23 protein-coding genes, 1 tRNA gene and 1 pseudogene are annotated in these 22,807 nt (G+C 62.8%); 10 read left to right on the forward strand and 15 right to left on the reverse strand.

Features of this window, described 5'->3' with window-relative positions:
• Positions 1–193: 193 nt before the first annotated feature.
• The 5 genes from AC57B1_RS33260 to AC57B1_RS33280 all read right to left on the reverse strand — a co-directional run bounded on the left by AC57B1_RS33260 (position 194) and on the right by AC57B1_RS33280 (position 5,011).
• Entirely contained in the window at positions 194–544 is a 351-nt protein-coding gene (locus AC57B1_RS33260) for a hypothetical protein (protein ID WP_091799322.1), read from the reverse strand.
• 94 nt (positions 545–638) lie between these two features.
• A tRNA-Met gene (locus AC57B1_RS33265) sits at positions 639–715 on the reverse strand.
• 86 nt (positions 716–801) lie between these two features.
• Positions 802–2,460, reverse strand: a complete 1,659-nt coding sequence (locus AC57B1_RS33270; RefSeq protein WP_408351659.1) for an MFS transporter — start codon at positions 2,458–2,460, stop codon at positions 802–804.
• Positions 2,461–2,677: 217 nt separating this feature from the next.
• Positions 2,678–4,225, reverse strand: coding sequence for a sensor histidine kinase (locus tag AC57B1_RS33275; protein WP_408351656.1), 1,548 nt, complete (start codon positions 4,223–4,225; stop codon positions 2,678–2,680).
• Positions 4,226–4,234: 9 nt separating this feature from the next.
• Complete coding sequence (locus AC57B1_RS33280) at positions 4,235–5,011, reverse strand: response regulator (protein ID WP_496419856.1); 777 nt, start codon at positions 5,009–5,011, stop codon at positions 4,235–4,237.
• A gap of 232 nt (positions 5,012–5,243) precedes the next feature.
• Here AC57B1_RS33280 and recA point away from each other — a divergent pair, with 232 nt between their 5' ends.
• The 8 genes from recA (at position 5,244) to AC57B1_RS33320 (ending at position 13,675) form a co-directional block, all read left to right on the forward strand.
• Complete coding sequence (gene recA, locus AC57B1_RS33285; protein ID WP_042321135.1) at positions 5,244–6,320, forward strand: recombinase RecA; 1,077 nt, start codon at positions 5,244–5,246, stop codon at positions 6,318–6,320.
• A 7-nt stretch (positions 6,321–6,327) separates the two neighbouring features.
• Positions 6,328–7,035 (forward strand): recombination regulator RecX, encoded by a 708-nt coding sequence (recX, locus tag AC57B1_RS33290; protein ID WP_408351653.1) that lies wholly within the window; start codon positions 6,328–6,330, stop codon positions 7,033–7,035.
• Between the two features lie 150 nt (positions 7,036–7,185).
• Positions 7,186–7,926 carry a DUF2889 domain-containing protein gene (locus tag AC57B1_RS33295; protein WP_091799338.1) on the forward strand — a complete coding sequence of 247 codons (741 nt, stop codon included), beginning with the start codon at positions 7,186–7,188 and terminating at the stop codon, positions 7,924–7,926.
• Positions 7,923–9,092 carry an ADP-forming succinate--CoA ligase subunit beta gene (gene sucC / locus AC57B1_RS33300; RefSeq protein WP_012434252.1) on the forward strand — a complete coding sequence of 390 codons (1,170 nt, stop codon included), beginning with the start codon at positions 7,923–7,925 and terminating at the stop codon, positions 9,090–9,092. Before AC57B1_RS33295 ends, sucC begins: the two co-directional genes overlap by 4 nt.
• Before the next feature lie 127 nt (positions 9,093–9,219).
• Entirely contained in the window at positions 9,220–10,101 is an 882-nt protein-coding gene (gene sucD, locus AC57B1_RS33305) for a succinate--CoA ligase subunit alpha (protein ID WP_091799342.1), read from the forward strand.
• Positions 10,102–10,245: 144 nt separating this feature from the next.
• Positions 10,246–10,950: a TerC family protein gene (locus tag AC57B1_RS33310; protein ID WP_408351650.1), complete on the forward strand. Its 705-nt coding sequence runs from the start codon at positions 10,246–10,248 to the stop codon at positions 10,948–10,950.
• Positions 10,951–11,119: 169 nt separating this feature from the next.
• Positions 11,120–11,743 (forward strand): pilin, encoded by a 624-nt coding sequence (locus AC57B1_RS33315; RefSeq protein ID WP_408351647.1) that lies wholly within the window; start codon positions 11,120–11,122, stop codon positions 11,741–11,743.
• A gap of 147 nt (positions 11,744–11,890) precedes the next feature.
• The gene (locus tag AC57B1_RS33320; RefSeq protein ID WP_496419857.1) at positions 11,891–13,675 is read left to right on the forward strand and encodes a PglL family O-oligosaccharyltransferase; all 1,785 of its coding nucleotides are present in this window, start codon (positions 11,891–11,893) and stop codon (positions 13,673–13,675) included.
• Positions 13,676–13,748: 73 nt separating this feature from the next.
• Here AC57B1_RS33320 and moaC (AC57B1_RS33325) read toward each other — a convergent pair.
• From moaC (AC57B1_RS33325) to AC57B1_RS33335, 3 genes and pseudogenes are all read right to left on the reverse strand, one after another.
• Positions 13,749–13,843, reverse strand: a pseudogene (gene moaC / locus AC57B1_RS33325) (cyclic pyranopterin monophosphate synthase MoaC); the annotation flags it as partial.
• Positions 13,844–13,878: 35 nt separating this feature from the next.
• The gene (locus tag AC57B1_RS33330) at positions 13,879–14,091 is read right to left on the reverse strand and encodes a hypothetical protein (RefSeq protein WP_408351641.1); all 213 of its coding nucleotides are present in this window, start codon (positions 14,089–14,091) and stop codon (positions 13,879–13,881) included.
• A complete protein-coding gene (locus AC57B1_RS33335; protein ID WP_408351638.1) occupies positions 14,088–14,519 on the reverse strand; it encodes a hypothetical protein in 432 nt (143 codons plus the stop codon). Before AC57B1_RS33335 ends, AC57B1_RS33330 begins: the two co-directional genes overlap by 4 nt.
• A gap of 179 nt (positions 14,520–14,698) precedes the next feature.
• On the opposite strand from AC57B1_RS33335, the gene AC57B1_RS33340 reads away from it, so the two are divergent.
• Positions 14,699–15,073 (forward strand): hypothetical protein, encoded by a 375-nt coding sequence (locus AC57B1_RS33340; RefSeq protein ID WP_496419858.1) that lies wholly within the window; start codon positions 14,699–14,701, stop codon positions 15,071–15,073.
• A gap of 38 nt (positions 15,074–15,111) precedes the next feature.
• On the opposite strand, the gene moaC (AC57B1_RS33345) is transcribed toward AC57B1_RS33340, so the two are convergent.
• Positions 15,112–15,591 carry a cyclic pyranopterin monophosphate synthase MoaC gene (moaC, locus tag AC57B1_RS33345; RefSeq protein ID WP_408351629.1) on the reverse strand — a complete coding sequence of 160 codons (480 nt, stop codon included), beginning with the start codon at positions 15,589–15,591 and terminating at the stop codon, positions 15,112–15,114.
• Between the two features lie 271 nt (positions 15,592–15,862).
• Here moaC (AC57B1_RS33345) and AC57B1_RS33350 point away from each other — a divergent pair, with 271 nt between their 5' ends.
• Entirely contained in the window at positions 15,863–17,572 is a 1,710-nt protein-coding gene (locus AC57B1_RS33350; RefSeq protein ID WP_496419859.1) for a M48 family metalloprotease, read from the forward strand.
• A 74-nt stretch (positions 17,573–17,646) separates the two neighbouring features.
• On the opposite strand, the gene AC57B1_RS33355 is transcribed toward AC57B1_RS33350, so the two are convergent.
• The 6 genes from AC57B1_RS33355 to AC57B1_RS33380 all read right to left on the reverse strand — a co-directional run bounded on the left by AC57B1_RS33355 (position 17,647) and on the right by AC57B1_RS33380 (position 22,609).
• Positions 17,647–18,222 carry a DUF2946 family protein gene (locus AC57B1_RS33355; protein ID WP_408351623.1) on the reverse strand — a complete coding sequence of 192 codons (576 nt, stop codon included), beginning with the start codon at positions 18,220–18,222 and terminating at the stop codon, positions 17,647–17,649.
• Positions 18,215–19,378, reverse strand: a complete 1,164-nt coding sequence (locus AC57B1_RS33360) for a YheT family hydrolase (RefSeq protein WP_496419860.1) — start codon at positions 19,376–19,378, stop codon at positions 18,215–18,217. The genes AC57B1_RS33355 and AC57B1_RS33360 overlap by 8 nt, the downstream gene beginning before the upstream one ends.
• A 40-nt stretch (positions 19,379–19,418) precedes the next feature.
• On the reverse strand, positions 19,419–19,865 hold the full coding sequence (locus AC57B1_RS33365; protein ID WP_091799370.1) for a nuclear transport factor 2 family protein: 447 nt from the start codon (positions 19,863–19,865) through the stop codon (positions 19,419–19,421).
• A gap of 167 nt (positions 19,866–20,032) precedes the next feature.
• Positions 20,033–21,058 carry a lipopolysaccharide heptosyltransferase II gene (gene waaF, locus AC57B1_RS33370; protein WP_408351617.1) on the reverse strand — a complete coding sequence of 342 codons (1,026 nt, stop codon included), beginning with the start codon at positions 21,056–21,058 and terminating at the stop codon, positions 20,033–20,035.
• A gap of 370 nt (positions 21,059–21,428) precedes the next feature.
• The gene (locus AC57B1_RS33375; RefSeq protein ID WP_042321180.1) at positions 21,429–21,623 is read right to left on the reverse strand and encodes a zinc-finger domain-containing protein; all 195 of its coding nucleotides are present in this window, start codon (positions 21,621–21,623) and stop codon (positions 21,429–21,431) included.
• 62 nt (positions 21,624–21,685) lie between these two features.
• Complete coding sequence (locus AC57B1_RS33380; protein WP_408186551.1) at positions 21,686–22,609, reverse strand: branched-chain amino acid transaminase; 924 nt, start codon at positions 22,607–22,609, stop codon at positions 21,686–21,688.
• Between the last annotated feature and the right edge of the window lie 198 nt (positions 22,610–22,807).

Here is a 22,807-nt window from a genome sequence, read left to right on the forward strand (position 1 = left end):
CGCGACGCGCGGCACCGAGCCGTTCGACCCGATCGTCGCGCGGATGCACGACATGGCGCAACGGAGCGGTGCCCTGGTCGGGCGGTGGCGCCCGCGTCGCGATCGCCCCGCGATCAGGGGCGCCACATGAATCAGGTCATTGCGTTTTCCCGCACGACGGCCGTGCGAGGCATGCGGTTGCCCCGCGCGACGGCTACTTCGACTCGGGAGTCCCCGTCGCTCCAGACGGCGGAACCAGTTCGAAGCAGGCAGGCGGCGCGACAGACGTTTTCGTTTTCGCGTCAGGCTGCTGCGGGTCGAAGCATTTGAAGGCGCTCTGATCGCGCTGGACGAAAATCGTGTCGGCCAGGCCGGCGCTGCCTTGAGCGCCGTTCACGACAGCGACGATTTTGTAGCCGTTCTGCAGCAGCGTGGATAGCGTGGTCGCGCTCGTGCGCCATTGGCTGTCGGACGGGGTCTGGGCCTGAACGGCCGACGCGGCAGCGCCGCCGAGAAGCACGATGGAAGCGGTGGCCACGGCAAGTGTGGCGGTGCGGAACGTCATCAAGAAACCTCCTTGAAGTTGCTGTAGTTGCAGTTTGGAAAGCCAAAACAAAAAAGCCGCTGAACCTTGCGGATCAGCGGCTTTTTCTTGCAACTGGTGGCGAATCAGGGACTCGAACCCCGGACCTGCGGATTATGATTCCGTCGCTCTAACCAACTGAGCTAATTCGCCGAAAGAAGCGAGATTATGCGGACGCCGCCGGAGGCTGTCAACCCCCGGCGCACAACTTTTTCAAGTTGCCGCGGCTATCAGGCGTTTCAGTCCTTCGCGTAGATGTCCGAGTCCTTGGTTTCCTTGACGAACAGCATGCCGATCACGAAGGTAACGAGCGCGATCACGATCGGATACCACAGTCCCGAAAAGATATTGCCCTTCGCCGCCACGATCGCGAACGCGGTCGCCGGCAGGAAGCCGCCGAACCAGCCGTTGCCGATGTGATACGGCAGCGACATCGACGTATAGCGAATGCGCGTGGGGAACATCTCCACCAGCATCGCCGCGATCGGGCCGTAGACCATCGTCACGTAGATCATCATGATCGTCAGGATCACCACGCTCATCGGCCAGTTGATCTGCGAGGGATCGGCCTTCGGCGGATAACCCGCGGTCTTCAGCGTCGTCGCGAGCGTCTTGTCGAACGCCTTGCCTTGATCCTTGGCGTCGGCGGCCTTGCCGTCATACGTGTTGATCACCGTATCGCCGACCTTGATCTCCGCCAGCGTGCCAGCCGGCGCGGCGACGTTCTCGTAGTTCAGGCCGGCCTTCGAGAGCGCGCTCTTGGCGATGTCGCAGGAACTCGTGAACTTCGAGGTGCCGACCGGGTTGAACTGGAACGAGCACTCGTCCGGATTCGCAATCACGACGATCGGCGCCTTCGCGGTTGCAGTTTCCAGCGCCGGGTTGGTGTAGTGCGTCAGCGCCTTGAACAGCGGGAAGTACGTGCACGCGGCGATCAGCAGGCCGGCCATGATGATCGGCTTGCGGCCGATACGATCCGACAGCGAGCCGAAGAACAGGAAGAACGGCGTGCCGATCAGAAGCGCGATCGCGATCATGATGTTGGCGCTGCTGCCGTCCACCTTCAGCGTCTGCGTCAGGAAGAACAGCGTGTAGAACTGGCCCGTGTACCAGACCACCGCCTGGCCGGCGGTCAGGCCGATCAGCGCGAGAATCACGATCTTCAGGTTTTTCCACTGGCCGAAAGCTTCGGTCAGCGGCGCCTTGGAGGTCTTGCCTTCTGCCTTGATGCGCTCGAACACCGGCGATTCATGCAGTTGCAGACGAATCCACACCGACACGCCCAGCAGGAGGATCGACGCGACAAACGGAATGCGCCAGCCCCAGTCGCCGAACGCTTCTTCGCCCATTGCCGTGCGCACGCCGAGAATCACCAGCAGCGACAGGAACAGGCCGAGGGTAGCAGTCGTCTGGATCCAGGCCGTGTAGAAGCCGCGGCGACCCGCCGGCGCGTGTTCGGCCACGTACGTGGCGGCACCGCCGTACTCGCCGCCGAGCGCCAGACCTTGCAGCATCCGCATGGCGACGAAGATCACCGGCGCGGCGATACCGATCGATGCGTAGCCCGGCAGAAAGCCGACGAGGAACGTCGACAGGCCCATGATCACGATCGTCACGAGGAACGTGTACTTGCGCCCAACCAGATCGCCGAGCCGCCCGAACACGATCGCGCCGAACGGCCGGACCGCGAAGCCGGCGGCGAAGCTGAGTAGCGTGAAGATGAAGGCGGCCGTCGGATTGACGCCGGAGAAGAAGCTCTTGCTGATGAAGGCCGCGAGCGAGCCGGCCAGATAGAAGTCGTACCACTCGAAAACCGTACCCAGCGACGATGCGAAGATCACCCGTTTCTCTTCACTCGTCATCGGCACGTGCGAGATTTGCCCGCCAACGGTAGCCATATGTCGTCTCCAATATTGATATGCACGCGGTCCGCCGGTAACGGCGTTCCCGTGAAACCGATTATTGGAGTGGAAACTTACGGTGTACTGACGTGGGGAGGTGAAATCGCAGCTTGCGGCGTGCAGCGCGATTTCATTCAACGCGCGTCAATTAATATTCAAAATCGCGCAATGCACAGTCAACGTTTCTTAATATTGAGATAGCGCGTGTGCGCTTTCAGGAGGCGTTAGGGTAAGTCCCGTCCCGCTCGTGAATGTGCAAGCTGACACGTACGAGCGTCCCGGCAAGCCGCGGCGAGGTTTGATACACGTTATCGTCGATCGTCAGCTCGCCGCCGTGCATGGTCGCTATCTCGCGCACGATCGCGAGCCCGAGGCCGCTGCCGTCGCCTTCTCGGCCGAGAATCCGGTAGAAGCGCTCGATCACCCGCGAACGCTCGGCGACCGGAATGCCGAGCCCCGTATCCTCGACTTCCAGATGGACGAGGCGGGCCGGCGCATCATGCCGCACCCTGACGGTGATGCGCCCGCCCGGCGGCGTATAGCGGATGGCGTTGTCGATCAGATTCGACAGCATTTCGCGCAGCATGACCGGATTGCCGTCGACTTCGACGAGCTCGTCTGGCCCCTCGTAGCCGAGATCCATCTCCTTTGCGAGCGCGGCCTGAACCCAGTCGCGCACCGCGCTGCGCGCCACTTCCGTCACTTCGACCGGCGTAAAAATCTGGCCCGACATGCGGTTCTCCGCGCGCGCCAGCGCCAGCAACTGCGTGACGAGCCGTGCGGCGTGCTCCGAACTGGTGGCGATCTGTTCGAGCGAGCGGTGAACTTCGGCGGAGGCGTCCTGGCGCAGTGCCAGTTCGGCCTGGGTGCGCAGGCCGGCAAGCGGCGTTTTCATTTGATGCGCGGCGTCGGCGATAAAGCGCTTTTGCAGCTCCATGTTCTGTTCGAGGCGCGTCAGCAGATCGTTGAACGAGGTGACGAGCGGCTCGATTTCGGGCGGCGCGCGGCGCGCTTCGAGCGGCGAAAGATCGTCCGGGCGGCGCGCGCGGATATGCGCCTGCAGCGCGTGCAGCGGCGCGAGGCCGCGCGAGAGGCCGAACCACACGAGCAGGATCGCGAGCGGCAGAATCACGAACTGCGGCAGGATCACGCCCTTGATGATGTCGTTGGCGAGCTGGCTGCGTTTGTCGAGCGTCTCGGCGACCTGCACCAGTACCGGCTGCGCACCCGGCGTCTGCGGAAACTCGACCGTGGTGTAGGCGACGCGAATGTCGTTGCCGCGCAGCACGTCGTCACGGAATTCGACGAGACCCGGCTGCGGCCGGTCTTCCTCGTGCGGCAGCGGCATATCGCGCTCGCCGCCCACGAGTTCGCCGCGCGTGCCGAGCACCTGGTAGAACACGCTGTCCACATTGTCGGTGCGCAGAAAATCGCGAGTGGAATCGGGCAGCGATAGCTCGGCCACGCCGTTGACCGGATGGATCTGGCGGGCGAGCACGTAAGCGTCGGTTTCGAGCGCGCGGTCGAACGGGCCGTTCGCGATCGACTTGGCGACCAGATACGTGACGGCGAGGCTCATCGGCCAAAGCAGCAGAAGCGGCGCCAGCATCCAGTCTAGAATCTCGCCGAACAGCGAGCGCGGGCGTGCTTCGGCGGCGGCTTCGGTTTCGTCGGGCGGGGCGAACGGGTTGGCGTAGCGCTCGTCGCGCGCCTCGTCGAGGTCCGCCGCGTGCGCCGTAGCGCGGTCTGCGCGTGCGGACATGGGCGTCTTCTATTTGTAGTGGTGGCTCGCCGGCATCGAGCCGGACGACGGCGAGGCGGGCGGTTCAGGCTCGGCGGGCGGGGACGTGCTCATGGCGTTGGTGCTCGCGTTAGCCGGCGCAGCCGCTTTCTCGAGGCAGTAGCCCAGCCCGCGTACGGTGATGATGCGCACGCCGCTCGGCTCGATTTTCTTGCGCAGGCGGTGTACGTAGACCTCGATGGCGTTGTTGCTGACTTCCTCGCCCCATTCGCACAGGTGATCGACGAGCTGTTCCTTCGAGACCAGCCGGCCGATCCGTTGCAGCAGCACTTCGAGCAATCCCAGCTCGCGCGCGGACAGGTCGATCACCTGCTCGTTGATGTAGGCGATCCGGCCGACCTGATCGAACGACAGCGATCCGTGCCGCACGACCGTCGGGCCGCCGCCCGCGCCACGCCGCGTCAAGGCGCGCACGCGTGCCTCGAGTTCGTTCAGCGCGAAGGGCTTCGCCATGTAATCGTCGGCGCCGAGGTCGAGACCCTTGACGCGTTCGTCGACGCTGTCCGCGGCGGTCAGAATCAGCACCGGCATATTGGAGTTGCGCGCGCGCAGGCGGCGCAACACCTCCAGCCCGGACATGCGCGGCAGGCCCAGATCGAGGATCAGCAGGTCGAAAGTTTGCATGGACAGCGCGGTGTCGGCCTCGACGCCGGTCTTCACGTGGTCGACGGCATAGGCCGATTGGCGGAGTGATCGAACCAGACCGTCCGCGAGTATGCTGTCGTCTTCGGCAATCAGAATTCGCATGGTGCGCCAGCCTGGCCTTGCCGGCACCGTGGGATGTCCCCCGGCGCACAGCGGTCTCCGAAAATTATTGTGGGTAGTGGGTTGGCGCGACGGTAAAAATGCGTGTTCGCATGAGAATCGCGCTTGCCAAAACTACTGTTTTTTTATACAGTGTCTGAGTTTCGTGTGCTGTCCTTCAAAAGTGACCTGCACATCTGCCTCAGACGCCGTTCATCATAGCAAAGGACGATTCATGGAAGAAAGCAAGAAAGGCTCGGCTGGACTGACTGCTGAAAAGAGCAAGGCACTCGCTGCCGCACTCGCGCAGATCGAAAAGCAGTTCGGCAAAGGGTCGGTCATGCGGCTCGGCGCAGGTGAGGTAGTCGAAGACATCCAGGTGGTTTCAACCGGATCGCTCGGCCTCGACATCGCGTTGGGCGTCGGCGGTTTGCCGCGTGGCCGTGTGGTCGAAATTTATGGCCCGGAATCGTCCGGTAAAACCACGCTGACGCTGCAAGTCATTGCCGAAATGCAGAAGATCGGCGGCACGGCGGCCTTTATCGACGCGGAACACGCGCTGGACATCCAGTACGCGGGCAAACTCGGCGTGAACGTGAACGACCTGCTGGTGTCGCAGCCGGACACAGGTGAACAGGCGCTCGAAATTGCGGACGCACTGGTGCGTTCGGGCTCGATCGACATGATCGTGATCGACTCGGTCGCGGCACTCGTGCCGAAGGCTGAAATCGAAGGTGAAATGGGCGACTCGCTGCCGGGTCTGCAAGCGCGTCTCATGTCGCAGGCGCTGCGCAAGCTCACCGGCACGATCAAGCGCACGAACTGCCTCGTCATCTTCATCAACCAGATCCGCATGAAGATCGGCGTGATGTTCGGCAATCCGGAAACCACCACGGGCGGTAACGCGCTGAAGTTCTACGCGTCGGTGCGTCTGGACATTCGCCGTATCGGTTCGATCAAGAAGAACGACGAAGTGATCGGCAACGAAACGCGCGTGAAGGTTGTCAAGAACAAGGTGTCGCCACCGTTCAGGGAAGCAATTTTCGACATTCTGTACGGCGAAGGCATCTCGCGTCAGGGCGAAATCATCGACCTGGGCGTGCAGGCCAAGATCGTCGACAAGGCCGGCGCGTGGTACAGCTACAGCGGCGAACGTATTGGTCAGGGCAAGGACAACGCGCGTGAATTCCTGCGCGAAAATCCGGATATCGCTCGCGAGATCGAAAACCGTATCCGTGAGTCGCTGGGCGTGAATGCCATGGCTGAAGCGGTGACCGGCGCAGGCGCAGAAGTCGCAGACGAAGAAGAGTAACCATCACGTGATACGCAAGGGCCGGCCGTTGTCCGATACCGGACGCCACGCGGACGGCCCGCGTGATGAAGACAACGAGTCGTTCGATCCATTCGAATCGTTCGACGCACACGATCGCGCTGCGGGCCGTAGCCCACAGCGCGCTCAGTTTGAATCCTCCCCGCCATCCGGCTCGGATCCCTCCGAGACCACCTACACCCGCTCGCGTCGCGTTCCAGGTGAGGCGAAACCCGGGCAAGACGAAGCCAAAAAATCCCAACGTCCGGCACGGTCGCTGAAAGGGCGCGCGCTCGGCTATTTGTCCCGCCGCGAATACAGCCGCACCGAACTCGCGCGCAAGCTGAAGCCGTTCGTCGAGGAAACCGATTCGCTCGATACTTTGCTCGATTCGCTCGAAGCCGAAAACTGGCTGTCCGATTCGCGCTTCGCCGAAAGCCTGATCCATCGCCGCTCGTCGCGGCTGGGTGCGAGCCGTATCGTCGGCGAACTGAAGCAACATGCGGTCGACCAGATGCTCGTCGAAGAGGCGAGTGCGCAATTGCGCGAAACCGAACTCGCGCGTGCCCAAGCCGTCTGGCGCAAGAAATTCGGCCGGCTTCCCGAAACGCCAGCCGAGCGGGCAAAACAGGCGCGCTTTCTGGCCTCGCGTGGGTTTTCGGGCGCCACGATCGGCAAAATCCTCAAGGGGATCGACGAGGAGTGGGCCGGCGACTAGCCGCATCGGTCTGTGCCCCGCGTACAGGCCCGGTGGGACGGCGTCTTCCGCGCTCAGCCGCCTGTGGCGCGCCGCCGCGCATTCCGACCTGTCTCAAATACCCAGTATGCTAAAATTCATGGGTTTTCCAATCCGGCCTTTCCTTCCCGCATGCCGCTCTCCCCGCCAGTGTCCCGTCAGTTGCGCCATCGTCGCGCAATCAGAGCGGAAGCCTACGAGCGAGCCGATGGCCTGTGGGATGTGGAAGCGTGCTTGACCGACGAAAAACCGCGTGATGTGGTGCTTGCGTCGGGCGTCCGGCCCAATGGTCAGCCGATCCATGAACTCTGGCTTCGCATCACCATCGATCGCAAGCTCAATGTCGTCGACGCCGAGGCGTCGTCCGACTGGGTGCCCTATCCAGGGTTGTGCCAAGCCAGCAATCCCGCCTACCGTGCCCTCATCGGGCTCAATCTCCGCCAAAACTTCCGTCGTGAATCTGCCCGTTTGCTCGGCGGCACGGTGGGTTGCACGCATCTCACCGAGTTGTGCGCGATCCTGCCGACCGCCGCGATTCAGGCATTCGCCGGCGACGTGTGGAACACCGGTGACAGCACGCCGGGCGCGAACGCGGGTTCAGGGGGCGAATCGTCTAACAGCACAGGCGAGCATTCCAACGACAAACCGCCATTCCAGCTGGGACGCTGCCACGCGCTGCGTTTCGACGGCGAGGCGGTGCAGCAGTTTTATCCGCGCTGGTATGGCCGCGCTCCGTATACAGCGGATCGCGCGGCATCGTCAGGCGACGGGGCAGTCCGCCAGGCAGGCGAGGGCGGCAACGCGTCCGGCATGAACGACGGCAGCGGAAACGAAGTTCAATCCAACTCTCAGACTGAAGGGAATCACGCATGAAGATTCACGAGTACCAGGGTAAGGAAATCCTGCGGAAATTCGGCGTCGCGGTACCGCGCGGCAAGCCGGTCTTCTCGGTGGATGATGCGGTCAAGGCCGCGGAAGAGCTCGGCGGCCCGGTATGGGTCGTGAAGGCTCAGATCCATGCGGGTGGCCGTGGCAAGGGCGGCGGCGTGAAGGTCGCCAAGTCGCTGGATCAGGTTCGCGAGTACTCGGAACAGATCCTCGGCATGCAGCTCGTCACGCACCAGACCGGCCCGGAAGGCCAGAAGGTGAATCGTCTGCTGATCGAAGAAGGCGCTGACATCAAGAAGGAACTGTATGTCGGCCTCGTGATCGATCGCGTGTCGCAGAAGATCGTCGTGATGGCATCGAGCGAAGGCGGCATGGACGTCGAAGAAGTCGCGGAAAAGACGCCTGAGCTGATCCACAAGATCGCTGTCGACCCGGCAACCGGTCTGAAAGACGCTGAAGCCGACGAACTGGCCACGAAGATCGGTGTGCCCGCCGCTTCGTTGCCGCAAGCGCGCGCGATCCTGCAAGGCCTGTACAAGGCATTCTGGGAAACCGACGCATCGCTCGCGGAAATCAACCCGCTGATCCTGACCGGCGACGGCAAGGTCATCGCGTTGGACGCCAAGTTCAACTTCGATTCGAACGCACTGTTCCGTCACCCGGAAATCGTCGCGTATCGCGATCTGGACGAAGAAGATCCGGCTGAAGTCGAAGCCTCGAAGTTCGACCTCGCGTACATCTCGCTCGACGGCAACATTGGCTGCCTCGTGAACGGCGCCGGCCTCGCAATGGCAACGATGGACACCATCAAGCTGTTCGGCGGCGAACCGGCGAACTTCCTGGACGTGGGCGGTGGCGCCACGACCGAGAAGGTCACGGAAGCGTTCAAGATCATGCTGAAGAACCCGAACCTGACCGCGATTCTGGTCAACATTTTCGGCGGCATCATGCGCTGCGACGTGATCGCGGAAGGCGTGATCGCGGCGTCGAAGGCCGTCTCGCTGAAGGTGCCGCTCGTGGTCCGCATGAAGGGCACGAACGAAGACCTCGGCAAGAAGATGCTCGCTGAATCCGGCCTGCCGATCATTGCGGCAGACAGCATGGAAGAAGCGGCTCAGAAGGTCGTCGCGGCCGCTGCGGGCAAGGCGTAAGCCTCGTCCCGAGCGCGTTTACCAGGATTACGAATGGCGGCGCGTGAATGGCGCATGAGCGGCGCGGGCGAAGAATGCCTTGCCGCGCGGCGCAATGGCGCGACGCCAAACGAACAGAGGTCAATACATGTCGATTCTGATTAACAAAGACACCAAGGTCATCACGCAGGGCATCACCGGCAAGACCGGCCAGTTCCACACGCGTGCTTGCCGTGAATATGCAAACGGCCGCGAAGCGTACGTTGCAGGCGTGAACCCGAAGCGCGCAGGCGAAGACTTCGAAGGTATTCCTATCTACGCTAGCGTCGCTGAAGCCAAGGCTGAAACGGGCGCAACCGTGTCGGTGATTTACGTTCCGCCGGCAGGCGCTGCTGCTGCGATCTGGGAAGCGGTCGAAGCCGATCTGGATCTGGCGATCTGTATCACGGAAGGCATTCCTGTCCGTGACATGATCGAGCTGAAGGCTCGTATGCGCGCTGAAAACCGCAAGACGCTGCTGCTCGGTCCGAACTGCCCGGGTACGATCACGCCGGACGAACTGAAGATCGGCATCATGCCGGGTCACATCCACCGCAAGGGCCGCATCGGCGTCGTGTCGCGTTCGGGCACGCTGACGTACGAAGCAGTCGGCCAATTGACGGCGATCGGCCTCGGCCAATCGTCGGCAGTCGGTATCGGCGGCGACCCGATCAACGGTCTGAAGCACATCGACGTGATGAAGATGTTCAACGACGATCCGGAAACGGACGCCGTCATCATGATCGGCGAGATCGGTGGTCCGGACGAAGCCAATGCTGCTGAGTGGATCAAGGACAACATGAAGAAGCCGGTGGTCGGCTTCATCGCTGGTGTCACGGCGCCTCCGGGCAAGCGCATGGGCCACGCTGGCGCGCTGATCTCGGGCGGTGCGGATACGGCCGAAGCGAAGCTGGAAATCATGGACGCGTGCGGCATCAAGGTCACGAAGAACCCGTCGGAAATGGCGCGTCTTCTGAAGGCAATGCTGTAAGTCGAAATTCACGCGCAGTCACGGCGTGTTTTTTGATACGCTTACGAAACCCTTTCGTGAGCGTGCGGTTCAAAAAGCGGGGGAGTGTAGACTCCTCCGCTTTTTTATTGGCCGCGCGCCGGACTTTTTCTTATTCTTTCAACCATGCTCGAGTTCTTCGCCACGCTCCATTGGGGCGCTGTCATTCAGATCATCGTCATCGACATCCTGCTGGGTGGCGATAATGCCGTCGTGATCGCGCTGGCCTGCCGCAATTTGCCGCCGTCGCAGCGCACGAAGGGCGTGTTGTGGGGGACGGCAGGCGCAATCGTGCTGCGTGTGGCGTTGATCGCGTTCGCAGTCGTGCTGCTCGATGTGCCGTTGCTGAAGTTCGCCGGTGGCCTGTTGCTGCTGTGGATCGGTGTGCGCCTGATGGCGCCGGCGCACGACGCGCATGAAAACGTCAAGCCGGCTGACAAGCTGATGTCGGCGATCAAGACCATCATTGTCGCGGACGCGGTGATGAGCCTCGACAACGTGATCGCGATTGCGGGCGCGGCCGAGTCCGCTGATCCCGAACACCGTCTCGCGCTGGTGATTTTCGGCCTCGTGGTGAGCATTCCGTTGATCGTGTGGGGCAGTCAGCTGGTTCTCAAACTGCTCGATCGCTTCCCGATCGTCATCACACTCGGCGCCGCGTTGCTGGGCTGGATTGCGGGCGGCCTGATCATCAACGACCCGGCCGGCGACCGTTGGCCGATCCTCGATACGCCGTGGGCCGAATACGGCATGAGCATCGCAGGTGCGTTATTCGTCGTGATCCTCGGTTATCTGCTCAAGCGTCGCAATGCCAATCGCGCGGCGGCGTGAGTCTTCGGCGCCCATGCGAGCGCGTCTCACGCGCCGCTGCGAAGCTGAACCGGACCACGCCGCAACGTTAGCCGTTCGGCTGACTGTGTGACGAGAGCGCTGCTGGCTACGATTGAAACGCCTGTTCCCAATCCGCGGAGCAGGCGTTTTTCGTTTCAGGAGCCTGCCGATGATCGTTACTTTGCCGTATTCCCCTTACTCCCAGTCCTTGCTGTCCTCGCGCGCGCGATTCGGCCGGGCGGGCTGGCCTGCGCGGCTGGCGCGTGCCTGCCGACGCCTTTGTTCCGGCTTCACGCTGATCGAACTGATGATCGTGCTGGCAATCGTCGGCGTGATCGCCGCCTATGCGATTCCCGCGTATCAGGACTATCTGGCGCGCAGCCGCGTCGGCGAAGGGCTTTCGCTGGCGGCGTCCGCGCGGCTGGCCGTGGCTGAAAACGCTGCGAGCGGCAATGCGTTCAGTGGCGGTTACGCGTCGCCGCCTGCCACCCGCAATGTCGAGTCGATCCGGGTCGACGACGACACCGGCCAGATTACCGTCGCCTTCACGACGCGAGTTGCGCCCGCGGGTTCGAACACGCTCACGCTCGTGCCATCGGTTCCTGACAATGCGGACGCGCCGACTGCGCGCGTGGCGCTGAGCAAGGGCGCGGTGCAGGCGGGAGCGCTCACGTGGGAATGTTTCGCGGGCGGTAAAACGGTATCCTCGCTGCCGGCGCCGGGTGGCGGACCGGCACCCACCGATGCGCCTAGCCTGGCGTCGAATCTCGCCCCGCCGGAGTGCCGTTCTTGAGTAACGGCGAAATGATGGGCAGCGCGGGCCAAATCGTATTCGCTCGCACGTAAAAGGCTGATTTCCGGGATATTTCAGCCCGGCCGGCGCACAGCAGGAGAATTTTTTTGTATAGTGCGCCGGTTGCTGACGCCCACCGGTTACTCGATGCCCACCCCTTTCGCGCGCTACCTGTCTTTCATTCTGTTGGCTCTCGCGTTGGTGCTGCCTTATGCAGTTGTCAACCATACGTATCCGATTCCGACCTTTTACGCCGAATTCACCGCACTCGCGCTGTATCTGCTGACCGGCGCGGGTGTCGTGCTGCTGATCGCGAGCGCGAGGCCGCGCGTGACGTTCGCGTCGCCGGTAGTCGCGCTGGTGCCGTTGCTGTTCGGGCTGTTGCTCGTGGCGCAATCGGTGCTATTGCCGGTCTCGCAGCCGTCGATGAACTGGCTCGGCGGCGGCTATCTGCTAGCGGCCTTCATGGCGACGCATGCCGGTTATGGGTTCACGCGAGTCAAACTCAACGAGACCGCGTTGCGCTGGGCGGCCGGCGCGTTGATCGTCGGCGGGCTGTTTGCGGTGTTCTGCCAGGTTATCCAGCTGTTTCACCTCGAAACGCGCGTCTCGCCCCTCGTCGTCGCCTATAACGTGACCGTCGAGCGCCGGCCGTTCGGCAATATGGCTCAGGCCAATCACCTCGCCACCTATATCGCATTCGCCATGGCGGGCGCGTTGTTCCTCGTGCAGACGCGGCGAATTGCCGTCAGCATCTGGTTTCTCGTGTCGACGATTTTCGCGGTTGGCCTTGCCCTGACCGTCTCGCGGGGTCCGTGGCTGCAGATGGGCGTGATCGTGGTGGCGGGTTTCTGGATGGCCTTCGCGCAGACCCGCAATCAGCTGCAACTGCGCCGCAGCAATCGCGAGTGGATCATTCCGATCGCGCTGGCCGTGCTGTTTTTCGTGGTCAATGCGCTGATTCGCTGGGCCAATGTTCGCTATCACCTGGAGCTTGGGCAGTCCGCGGCAGAACGTTTCAAGGACGCCGGGCAGATCGCGCCGCGTCTCGCGTTGTGGAAGTACGGCTGGACGATGTTCAAGACGCATCCGTTGCTGGGTGTCGGCTGGGGTGAATTTCCGAGCTACCAGTACGAGTTCGTGAAATCGCTGGGCGCTGTCGAGATCGCTAACAATTCACACGACATCTTCATCGACCTGCTCGCGAAGACCGGCCTGATCGGTCTGGCAATCGTGCTGTTCGGTCTGATCACATGGCTCGTGCGGGTGGTGCGCGCTCCGCAAAGCTCAGCGCGCGTGTTTGGCATTGCGCTGATCGGTGTGCTGGTCATGCACGCACTGGTCGAATATCCGCAGCAATACATGTTCTTCCTGTTGCCGGCCATGTTCGTGTTTGGCCTGCTGGAAACCCGGTCGCTGCGCCTCGTGCCGGCACGCGTGTCGTTCGGCGCGTTTGCCGTGGTGGTGTTCGGCGGACTGGCGGCGCTGTATCCGGTGTATCGCGATTACGCGCGCGCCGAGGTGCTGTACTACGGCTCGCGTCCCGCCGACCAGTATCGAGCGGACCCGTCGTTCCTGTTCCAGGCGTGGGGCGGCTATGGCATGGCGACGCTTTTGCCGATGAATTCGATGGACTTGCAACATAAGCTCGCCATGCATAGGCAGGCGATCGCGCTGCTACCGGGCGAAACGGTGTTGCGCCGCTATGCGGTGCTGCAGGCGTTGAGCGGCGATCAGGCGGCAGCGTTCGACACCGTCGAACGCCTGAAGATCTTTGCGATGGAACTGAAGGACTGGCCGTCGCAACTGGGCTATCTCTACCAGCTCTGCGACGAGCAGAAAACGTTGACCGGTTTCAAGGCGGAACTGGTCAAGCGCTACGGTATGCCGCCGGGCGACGTGAATGAAGACGACGATAGTGACGAGGATTGAGCCGCTGCGTTCGTTTCACAGCTTCATAGCTTCTTAGCATCAAAGGTCGAGCGGGATGATGACGTGCACGTCGTCATCCCGCCACCCAATCCCCCGACTTCCCGCCGTGCTTCTCCAGCACGCGCACGTCGGTGATCGTCACCCCCGATCCACCGCCTCGCACATGTCTGAATCCTCAGTCGTCGCCTCGTGTGACGACCCTGTTACGTGTTGCGACGCCGACGCGGGCGAGATTCAATGCCATGTTCCGTCAGTAACTTGCGAAGACGATGGTTCTCGGCAAACAGCCCGATAATCACCGCCGTCATGATGATCGCACCCGACCATTCTCCGGTGTACCGGTAGAACGTCCATGCACCGACTGCACAGGCGACAGCAGCCAGCAGCAATGCTATACGGTCGAGAATCCAGTTCATGCTGTCGCCGCCTTTTGCGTCGCTCTTGTCACGCGATTGCGGAAAGCGTAGTTCATCCGCGCCGGAGAACCGGCGATCATGACTTCTGGGTGGCGTTGCAAGAATGTCAGCATAACTGGGGAAATGCGAATGCCGTTGCTAGCCGCCCATCGACATACGGTCGGCGCGACTTGGGCGCTTGTTGTGCAGACCGATGATGAGTTTGCGGCAACGATCAGGCTGCCAATCACCGCACCTGTATAAGCCGCTGCCGTGATCCCGGCTATTGCGGCGAGAATTTCCAGTCCTGTCGTTGCACCAATCATTTCCGCGGCCGTTGCACCAGGACCAAGTTTGGCCAGTGCATTCAGCATCGCCGACAAGTTAGTCATTGCTGTGGTGTAGGTCGAGAACAGACTGTCGGGAGCGGGCAGGTTTAGTGTTGCCATGTTCTTCTGAAACGCGTCTTTGAAGCTAGGGCAAGAAACCGGCATGTTCGAAACCCGTTCGATTGATCAGCTAATTTTAACTGACAAATCAGTGGTGGCAGATTGCTCTTTCAATGATATGCGCCTTACCTGACGACAATTCAAACCAGATTCGGGCGCCACCATGAAAATAAAATCCATTGCCGTTTGTTGTTTATGCCGGTTGCGCAGTCGTTCACCGAATTACATCGAACGCCAACCCCGAAGATAGCTGGCGCAAAATTCTAGTTACGAGAGTGATCGATGCCGATGCTGGCACCGTGGAAGACCCATGGGAGACTTCTGTCGATCTGTTACCCGCTAATCTGATTGACCAATGTTTTGGTTTGCGTCGCGCCAATTGCGATGACGACAAACTGGGACTTGCGGCTGGGCATATCAAACATGACAAAATGTGGTCGCCATCAAGCGGTCCTGCGAGAAAGAATCTTCATATTGCGTCTGCAACTCAAGAAGCAATCGCCGCTTGCTACGAGAAAAGCTTTCAGCGGCTTATGGATATTCCAAAATATTGAGTTCTCTATTTTCAGGGTCGCGCCGCCGGCAACAGGCGTCAACTCCCCGCCACCCAATCCCCCGACTTCCCGCCGTGCTTCTCCAGCACTTTCACGTCAGTAATCGTCATCCCCCGATCCACCGCCTTGCACATGTCGTACACCGTCAGCAGCCCGACCTGCACGGCGGTCAGCGCTTCCATCTCTACGCCGGTTCGCCCAAGCGTTTCGGCCTGAACCGTGCAATGCACGCCCGGCAGCGTTTCATCGAGTTCGAAATCCACTTTCACGCGCGTCAGCGCGAGCGGATGACAGAGCGGGATCAGATCGGCGGTGCGCTTCGAACCTTGAATCGCGGCGATTCGCGCGATACCGATCACGTCGCCTTTCTTGGCGTTGCCGTCGCGGATCAGGGCGAACGTCTCCGGCAGCATGCGAATCGAGCCGCGCGCAACCGCAATGCGCTTGGTCTCCTGCTTGCCGCCGACGTCCACCATATGCGCCTGGCCGGCGGCGTCGAAATGAGTGAGTTCAGGCATGGTTGGGCTCCTTCAGAGGGCGCCTATCATAGCAGCGGGCCAGCCCGACGGCGGCCGCAGCGGGTTTGTGCGGGCCGATATGCAAGGGTGTCATCGGCGACAGTCATGCTGATTATGCCGCCCAGCGAGCGGTTGGGAGCGCCAGGTCCGCGCGAATCACCTGACGTGAATCACCCGAATTCGCGTGACGACTGATTACAATCGTTCTATGCCCGCTATCTTAGTCCGAGCGGCGGGCTTCGTTTTTCGACCTCGTCATATCGACCTCGTGATGCGTCCGAAACGGTTCCTTGCTGCGTTGCTGTCTGTCGCGCTGGCGACGGCGCCGGGCGCGTTTGCGCAATCTCAGGGTGTTTCGGGCTTGGCGCCCAGCACGCTATCCGCCGAGCCGCCGCTGGTCAGCGGCCCGGCCGATGTCTACGGCGATCCGCTCATTCCGTCCGATATCGCGCAAGGCGTGTTCGGCGTGTACGGCGGGGCGCAGAGCCGCTTGTCCGGCAATTCCGGTGCGAACACCAGTTGGCGGGCGCCGATCGTCACGCAGCAATTGCCCGATCTCGGCAACGGTGGTTCAGGCTCGCTCACGCCGCAGGCTGAACGCAAGCTCGGCGAGCGCGTGATGCGTGAACTGCGCCGCGACCCCGACTATCTCGACGACTGGCTGGTGCGCGACTACCTGAACTCAGTCGCCGCGAAACTTGCCGCGGCGGCGAGCGCGCTCTATATCGGCGGGTATCGTCCCGACTTCGATCTGTTCGCGGTGCGCGACACGCAGATCAACGCGTTCTCGCTGCCGGGCGGCTTTATCGGCGTGAACACCGGCCTCATTGTGGCGACGCAGACCGAATCCGAACTCGCGTCGGTGTTGGGCCACGAAATGGGACACGTCTTGCAGCGCCATATTTCGCGCATGATCACGGCCGGCGAACGCAGCACCTACGCGGCGCTCGCCGGCCTCCTGTTCGGCGTGCTCGCCGGTGTGCTCGCGCATAGTGGCGATCTGGGCAGCGCAATCGCGATCGGCGGCCAGGCGTATGCGGTCGACAACCAGTTGCGTTTCTCGCGTTCCGCCGAACACGAGGCGGATCGCGTCGGCTTTCTGCTGCTCGCCGGCGCCGGCTACGATCCCTACGCGATGACGACCTTCTTCAGCCGCCTTGATCGCGCCGCAATGAGCGACACCGGCGTGCCGGCCTACGCGCGGACTCATCCGCTGACCGGCGAACGGATCGCCGACATGGAAGACCGTGCGCGCCGCGCGCCTTACCGGCAACCGCATCAATCGGCCGAGTACGGTTTTGTGCGCGCTCGCTCGCGTTTGCTGCAAGACCAGTCGCGCAGCGAGTACGGGGATGAGATTTCGCGCTTGCGTTCCGAGATCGAGGACCGCACGGCGGTCAACGTGGCGGCGAACTGGTACGGCATTGCGTATGGGCAGATGCTGCTTGAGCGTTACGACGATGCAGCGGTGTCATTGGCGTCGTGTCGCGCCACGTTCGCGGCAGGCGAGCGGGCCGAGGGCGGAGTTGCGCGGAGTTCGCCGAGCCTCGACGTGTTGGCCGCCGACATCGCGCGGCGTGCCGGGCGCGACGACGAGGCCGCTCGTCTGGCCGAGTTCGCGCAGAAACGCTGGCCGCAGTCGAACGCCGCGATCGACATGCATATCCGCACCTTGCTGACGTTGCACCGCTTTGCCGATGCCCAGGCGCTCGCGCAGAAAGAGACGCGGGCCCAGCCCGATCAGCCTGCCTGGTGGCTCTACCTCGCGCAGGCCAGTGCCGGCACGGGCGATGCGTTGACGCAGCATCGCGCGATGGCTGAGAAGTTCGCGCTGGAGGGCGCGTGGCCTTCTGCGATCCGCCAACTGAAGGACGCGCGCGATCTGAAGGCGATTGGCTACTACGACCTCGCAACCGTCGACGCGCGACTGCATGAGATGGAGAGCCGCTATAAGGAGGAGCGGCTGGACGAAAAGAGTTAGGTCTTGCTTGAGCTTCGCCGCGTTGATCCGGCCTCGCTCGCAGGAATCAGCTGCGGCGCGAGCCGGTAGGGTGCTTAAGCGGCTGAGGCGGCCGGACTCGGCACGAACCCGAAGTGCCCGGCGACATCGCCCCGCCTTACCGCTTGCAACGGCAAAACGACCTGATTGTTCCAGCGAAACTCGCCGCTCATCGAGTCATCCGCCAACGTCGCATGATCGGAGAATACCTCCAGATCATGATCGTGCAAGACAGCGACTTTCGGTGGCGCTGAGCCGTCGGTGAACAGAATCCCGCCTTCTTCATCCACGAACACGGCTGCGGGCTCGAAAGCGCCGCCGGCCTGATCCTGCAATGCGAGCGCACCGCCGGCATCGGCCGACAACCTCACCACCCACGGCGTATAGCCCAGTTCGACATACACGCGCTGCGGGCCATTCTGGAAGAACCACTGCCCTTGCTCGTCGGCGGCGTAATTGCGGTTGATGAACCCGAGCAACGCTTCGTGGCGAATCGGCGTGCCGGGCGTTCCGCTTGCCTGGGCGGCCTCGTCGCGCATGCGCCAGTTGCCGCGCCTATCCAGCATCAGCCACCCAGTGCAACTCGGTACGTTTGGCCACTTGGCCAAGGCCTGCTTGACGATGTCATCCATGATCGAGGTGCCGCTCCAGATAGCCGAACACGCGCCGCGACAGCCAGTCGATGCGGCCCGGGAACGGCCCGGTCATAAAGCCGGCGTGGCCGCCGTGCCTGGGTTGGTCGAGTTCCACCGCCGCCGACACTTCATGCCGCGACGGCAATGCTTCAGCCGGCAGGAACGGGTCGTTGCGCGCATTCAGCACCAGCGTCGGCACCTGAATATGCGGCAGCAACGGGCGCGTGGTCGCCGTGCTCCAGTACTCATCGGTATTGCGAAAGCCGTGCAGCGGCGCGGTCACCACGTTGTCGAACTCGTACATGGTGCGGCTCGCCAGCATCGCGTCACGGTCGAACAGACCCGGAAACTGGATCAGCTTCTGCTCGGCCTTCTGTTTGAGCGTTTTCAGGAAGCTGCGCGTGTAGACGAGCCCGAAGCCCTGTGACAACGCGCGGCCGCCGGCATGCACGTCGATGGGCGTCGAAATCGCCGCTGCGGCCGAGATTACCGACGCCGCGTCTTCGCGCCGCTCACCGAGCCAGCGCAGCAGCACATTGCCGCCGAGCGACACGCCGGCCGCAACGACCGGCCCGCGATGCGCGGCGCGCAAACGCCGCAGAATCCAATCGACTTCGTTGCTGTCGGCGAGATGGTAGAAGCGCGGCATCCGGTTCAGCGGTCCGCTGCAACTGCGAAAGTGCGGCACGACGCCGTGCCAGCCGCACTCGCGCGCGGCCGCCATCAACGAGGCGGCGTAGTGCGAACCCGAACTGCCTTCCAGACCGTGAAACAGCACAAAGAGAGGGGCGGTGTCGGCGGGAACCCGACGCGCAGCACCGGGCGCGAGCGCTGATCGGGCCTGCGCGTCGTGCTCCACCCAGTCGAGATCGATGAAGTCGCCGTCGGGCGTGTCCCAGCGCTCGCGTCGAAACGAGACCGCGGGGCGGCGGGCGAACAATGACGGGACGATAGTCTGCGCGTGCCGGTTCGGCAGCCAGAGCGGCGCACGGTAGAGCAGTTCGACGGTGGCCTCGACCGCGGCGTCAACGGCAGCCTCGACGGCGGCCGAGGCGCGCGCGGTGCCGGAAGAAGCGGATTTATCGTGCGCCGTTCCCGAATTGCGCGAGGGGACTTCCGTCGGTGCCGGGGACTGCCTGCGGGGCGTGCTCATACCTGCTTCAAAACGCGAAAAGTAAAACGCGCGGCGCGCGTCAGTGCAGTGACCCTTGGCCATGCCGCATTTTCGTGGCGAACTGGCTGGCGGCCTCATTGGGCATAGGACTCGCGTGAATATGCGCGATGCGCCATTCGCCGCGTTCGTGGACCATCACGTAAGTGGTGAACACCATGGCGGGCGTGGCCTTCGGATCGGCCGGGCGGTGCGCTTCGGCAATCGCGTAGACCACGGTGCCGAGGCTGTCGTAGACGCGGATGTCGAGCGGTTCGATGGAAACGGGCGCGGCTTCGAGCTGGACCTGCAAGCCTGCGCGAATGCTGTCGAGGCCGTGCAGGTGGGAACCGTCGGCGCAGATGCAACTGACGAACTCTTCATCGATCCACAGACCCATCAAGCTGTCGATATTGACCTCGGCGACGGCCTGGTAATAGGCGTTCAGCGTATCGGCGGCGGCTTCGAAGATATGGGCAAAACGTGGCATGGCTCGTCAGTCTCTTGTGCGCGGCGCGCGGTTGCAAGGCAGCGGTCAGCGGGACAGCCCGGAACCGGACAATCGCACCCGAGCGCCAGAATGCCCGCGCCGCAAGGCGCGAACATGACGCGACGCGCTCAGGGGCGTGCGGTGTTGCGTGCAAGTATCAGCGGCGTTTAGCGTTGCGCCAGCAACATGCCGCGCAAATCGCCAAATACCTGCTCGGCGCTCAACTGCTTCAGGCAGTTCAGATGACCGAGCGGACACTCGCGCTCAAAACAGGGGCTGCATTCGAGATGAAGCCATTGTACCTTCGCAAGCTCGGACAAGGGCGGCGTGTGGCGCGGATCGGTCGAACCGTACACGGCCACCAGCGGCCGGCGCAGCGCGGCGGCCACGTGCATCAGCCCGGAGTCGTTGGTGACGACCGCATTGGCGCGCGAAATCAGCGCGCATGCCTCGCCCAGCGCGGTCTGGCCGCACAGGTTGCGCACGTTAGGCGCTTTCTCGGCGATAGCCTGCGCGAGCGGCGCATCTTTCGGCGAACCGAGCGCGACGATCTGCGTGTAGGGGAACGACTGACCCACCATCTGCGCAAGCGCCGCGAAGTGCTCGGGCGGCCAGCGCTTGGCGGGGCCGTATTCGGCGCCCGGACAGAACACCAGCAGCGGCACGCGCGTATCCAGATTGAAGCGCGCCGAGACGCGCGACGCTTCGTTCAGGTCCGCGTCGAGGCGCGGCATCGGCAGGTCGTCGGGCAACTTGGCGCCGGGCGCGTAGGCGAGGGCGGCGTACTGGCCGACCATGGGCGGGCGCTCGTCCTTGCGCGGATTCGCGTGGCGCACGTTCAACAGGCCATAGCGGCTTTCGCCGGTGTAGCCGATGCGCAGCCCGATCCCCGCCATCCACGGAATCAGCGCCGATTTGAGCGAGTTAGGCAGCACGTAGGCGGCGTCGTAGCCCACGTCGCGCAGGTCGCTCGCCAACTGCCAGCGGCGCAGCATTTGCAGCTTGCCGTGCGCGAGATCGGTGGCGTAGACGTCGCGGATTTCCGGCATGCGTTCAAGGACAGGCGCGACCCACGAGGGCGCGACCGCGTCGATGACGATGCGCGGATGCAATTTAACGAGGCGCGCAAACAGCGGCTGCGCCATCAATGCGTCACCGATCCAGTTCGGTGCGATAACCAACGCGCGACGCATCAGAATGAGTGTCCGGTGTCGAAACGAAGCCCCGCGCGAATTGTGCGCGTGGCATTCGGATAGGTAAAAAGGGAAAGGCCGCGAACCGCGTGGCGTGCTTCCGGCATGGCCGGAAGCACCGCGGCGGCGGCCCTGCTGTGGCGTGCCTGCTTTCGGCCCGGGCCGCGCGTTCGCGCCGGCGTGGTCACCGTCGCTTGCATGACCGGCGCGGGCCCGTCGAACCACGAACGAGATCGTGAGACGTGCAGCCGGCTACGAAGCGAACCCCGCAGCGCAATCGCGCCAGACCGCCTGCCACCTCGCGCGCAACGAAGCGGGCGCTCGGCCGGGCAAGCAGCGCCACAAGCAATCAATGCTCAGTGCGCCGTGTTCAATGACCCCTGACCACTTCGCCGTCGCGCAGCTTGTAACGCGTGCTGCAGTACGGGCATTTGGCTTCGCCGTGCGTGACGTCGATAAAGACGCGCGGATGGGCGCTCCAGCGCGGCATGGCCGGGTTCGGGCAGTAAGCCGGCAGGTCTTTTGCCGACAGTTCGACCAGCGGCATTTCCTTGATTTCGCTCATGAGGGATTCTCGTTGTATGCAGGGGGCGTGCGTTGCGCCGGTTCGCACCGGCGCCGCGCGCGTTAAATCTTGGTGAGCCAGTGCGCGTACTTGTCGCTCTTGCCGTTCACGATGTCGAAGAAGCCCGATTGCAGCTTTTCGGTGATCGGCCCGCGTGCGCCCGAGCCGATCGTGCGGTTGTCGAGTTCGCGGATCGGCGTGACTTCGGCGGCGGTGCCGGTGAAGAACGCTTCGTCGCAGGTATAGACTTCGTCGCGCGTGATGCGCTTTTCGATCACCTGAATGCCCGCGTCGCGCGCCAGCGTAATGACCGTGTCGCGCGTGATGCCGTCGAGGCACGACGCCAGGTCGGGCGTGTACAGCTTGCCGTTGTTCACGAGGAAGAAGTTCTCGCCGGAGCCTTCCGACACGTAGCCGTCCACGTCGAGCAGCAGCGCTTCGTCGTAACCGTCGGCGATCGCTTCCTGGTTGGCGAGGATCGAGTTCACGTACCAGCCCGACGCCTTGGCGCGGACCATCGACACGTTCACGTGATGGCGCGTGAACGACGAGGTCTTCACGCGAATGCCCTTGGCGATGCCGTCTTCACCGAGGTACGCGCCCCACGGCCAGGCCGCGATCGCCACGTGGATGGTGTTGCCCTTGGCCGACACGCCGAGCTTTTCCGAACCGACCCAGATGATCGGGCGCAGATAGCAGGACTCGAGCTTGTTTTCGCGAACCACTTCGCATTGCGCGGCGGCGAGCGTTGCGTGGTCGAACGGCACGTCCATCTGGAAGATCTTGGCCGAGTTCAGCAGACGCTTGGTGTGTTCCTGCAGCCGGAAAATCGCGGTGCTGCCGTCTACCGTTTTGTAGGCGCGTACGCCCTCGAAGACGCCCATGCCGTAGTGCAGCGTATGGGTGAGCACGTGGATCTTGGCATCGCGCCAGTCGATGAGCTTGCCATCCATCCAGATCTTGCCGTCACGGTCGGCCATTGACATACGATTCTCCAGCAGGTGCGTTGTTAGGCGTAGCTATGGCAGGTATCGCCAAGACCAGCATTTTAGCGTCTTTTGCACACGGAACGGGCATTTGGGCGCATTCCGGACGCTATAATCCAGCGCACGCATAAATCAAATCCGGATGCGCCAGCGGGTGCTTGACGACCTGGCGCCGACTTCCCTTCATTGCGACGCCTT

Source organism: Paraburkholderia sp. BGA-UO-ETr-F21 (genome assembly GCF_059567925.1).

Coding starts and splice junctions, on each gene's coding strand:
- AC57B1_RS33380 (WP_408186551.1), bottom strand. CDS start 22,609: ATGTCAATGGCCGACCGTGACGGCAAGATCTGGATGGATGGCAAGCTC.
- AC57B1_RS33365 (WP_091799370.1), bottom strand. CDS start 19,865: ATGCCACGTTTTGCCCATATCTTCGAAGCCGCCGCCGATACGCTGAAC.
- sucD (WP_091799342.1), top strand. CDS start 9,220: ATGTCGATTCTGATTAACAAAGACACCAAGGTCATCACGCAGGGCATC.
- AC57B1_RS33320 (WP_496419857.1), top strand. CDS start 11,891: ATGCCCACCCCTTTCGCGCGCTACCTGTCTTTCATTCTGTTGGCTCTC.
- AC57B1_RS33335 (WP_408351638.1), bottom strand. CDS start 14,519: ATGGCAACACTAAACCTGCCCGCTCCCGACAGTCTGTTCTCGACCTAC.
- AC57B1_RS33355 (WP_408351623.1), bottom strand. CDS start 18,222: ATGGATGACATCGTCAAGCAGGCCTTGGCCAAGTGGCCAAACGTACCG.
- AC57B1_RS33260 (WP_091799322.1), bottom strand. CDS start 544: ATGACGTTCCGCACCGCCACACTTGCCGTGGCCACCGCTTCCATCGTG.
- AC57B1_RS33280 (WP_496419856.1), bottom strand. CDS start 5,011: ATGCGAATTCTGATTGCCGAAGACGACAGCATACTCGCGGACGGTCTG.
- AC57B1_RS33270 (WP_408351659.1), bottom strand. CDS start 2,460: ATGGCTACCGTTGGCGGGCAAATCTCGCACGTGCCGATGACGAGTGAA.
- waaF (WP_408351617.1), bottom strand. CDS start 21,058: ATGCGTCGCGCGTTGGTTATCGCACCGAACTGGATCGGTGACGCATTG.
- AC57B1_RS33310 (WP_408351650.1), top strand. CDS start 10,246: ATGCTCGAGTTCTTCGCCACGCTCCATTGGGGCGCTGTCATTCAGATC.
- AC57B1_RS33295 (WP_091799338.1), top strand. CDS start 7,186: ATGCCGCTCTCCCCGCCAGTGTCCCGTCAGTTGCGCCATCGTCGCGCA.
- AC57B1_RS33350 (WP_496419859.1), top strand. CDS start 15,863: ATGCGTCCGAAACGGTTCCTTGCTGCGTTGCTGTCTGTCGCGCTGGCG.
- AC57B1_RS33360 (WP_496419860.1), bottom strand. CDS start 19,378: ATGAGCACGCCCCGCAGGCAGTCCCCGGCACCGACGGAAGTCCCCTCG.
- sucC (WP_012434252.1), top strand. CDS start 7,923: ATGAAGATTCACGAGTACCAGGGTAAGGAAATCCTGCGGAAATTCGGC.
- AC57B1_RS33315 (WP_408351647.1), top strand. CDS start 11,120: ATGATCGTTACTTTGCCGTATTCCCCTTACTCCCAGTCCTTGCTGTCC.
- AC57B1_RS33330 (WP_408351641.1), bottom strand. CDS start 14,091: ATGAACTGGATTCTCGACCGTATAGCATTGCTGCTGGCTGCTGTCGCC.
- recA (WP_042321135.1), top strand. CDS start 5,244: ATGGAAGAAAGCAAGAAAGGCTCGGCTGGACTGACTGCTGAAAAGAGC.
- AC57B1_RS33375 (WP_042321180.1), bottom strand. CDS start 21,623: ATGAGCGAAATCAAGGAAATGCCGCTGGTCGAACTGTCGGCAAAAGAC.
- AC57B1_RS33275 (WP_408351656.1), bottom strand. CDS start 4,225: ATGTCCGCACGCGCAGACCGCGCTACGGCGCACGCGGCGGACCTCGAC.
- moaC (WP_408351629.1), bottom strand. CDS start 15,591: ATGCCTGAACTCACTCATTTCGACGCCGCCGGCCAGGCGCATATGGTG.